The sequence below is a fragment of the Alcanivorax sp. HI0044 genome (genome assembly GCF_001634945.1).
Map to the genome: position 1 here is coordinate 1 of NZ_LWEZ01000520.1, position 1,057 is coordinate 1,057.

At 60.5% G+C, this 1,057-nt stretch carries 1 protein-coding gene and 1 pseudogene; both read right to left on the bottom strand.

What is annotated here, in order from left to right; translation table 11 throughout:
- Positions 1-4: 4 nt before the first annotated feature.
- Positions 5-691: an alpha/beta fold hydrolase gene (locus tag A3730_RS06145; RefSeq protein ID WP_231883869.1), complete on the bottom strand. Its 687-nt coding sequence runs from the start codon at positions 689-691 to the stop codon at positions 5-7.
- A 139-nt stretch (positions 692-830) separates the two neighbouring features.
- A pseudogene (locus tag A3730_RS06150) lies at positions 831-1,057 on the bottom strand (TetR/AcrR family transcriptional regulator); the annotation flags it as partial.

A 1,057-nucleotide genomic window follows, 5' to 3' on the forward strand; every position in this document is an offset into this window, starting at 1 on the left:
TTGGTCAGCGACCCGGTGGCCATGATGGCCAGGAACTGGTTGCGGATACCGCGCGGGTTAATACCCCGCGCCCAGGAGGCCCGATACATGGCGGCCAGCTCTTCCTTGCCCTGAGGCAAGGTGCCCCCCCCAGCTTGGCCATCATCTCCAGGCCAAAGGCCACGAACTGCTCTTCGGTTTCCACTTTCACCCGCGGCGCCACCAGGGTTTTCAGCGCCGCCGGTTTCGGCGGTGGCAACAGCGGGCTGTTGTTACTGGACATAATCGAGGTGAGTGACAACACCCGCTCCGGGTGCGTGCCCGCCATCAACTGGCTGATCATCCCGCCCATGGAGGCGCCAACAAAATGCGCCCGTTCGATATTCAGGGCATCCAGCAGCCCCACCGTATCGGCCACCATGTCGTGCAAGGTGTAGGCGCTCTCCACCGACAGCCCCACCATGCTGCGCAGAATCGCAGACAGCGGCCCCTGTTTGATGGGCTTGCGAATCCGGGTGGACTTGCCCACATCCCGGTTATCAAAACGGATAACCCGATAACCTTTCGCGGCCAGGGAATCCAGCAACGAATCCGGCCAGAACACCATCTGCGCCGACAGCCCCATGACGAACACGATGGGCTCCCCGTTTTCCGGGCCACGACTTTCATAAAAAAGCTCGATTCCGTTACTGGCGACCGTGCCTGACTGCATATGCGTACCCTTTGTGCTGGCTTGTTCTTGTGGTGCAGTGCCGTGATGGAGCCACTGCCAATGGATCAACATAGAAAAGGGCGGCACAAACCTCAAGCACCAGCACCGCAATGGCGCGGCGATTGGCCTGTTCGGCCGATCAAACGGTCATTGCCCGCCACAACATATCAAACAGCACCCCGTGCTGGTCCGCCATTCGCCCGGGACGCCCCCGCAACAAATGCATCTGGGAAACGCGCAACAGCACCCCATAGAAAAAATCCAGCAGAATCGGGCTCGCTACCTGGTCATTGAGAATGCCGGCCTCCTGCCCTTCATGCAGCACGCTGAGAAACAGCTCGGTCAACCGTTGCTGCCCCGGGGTGG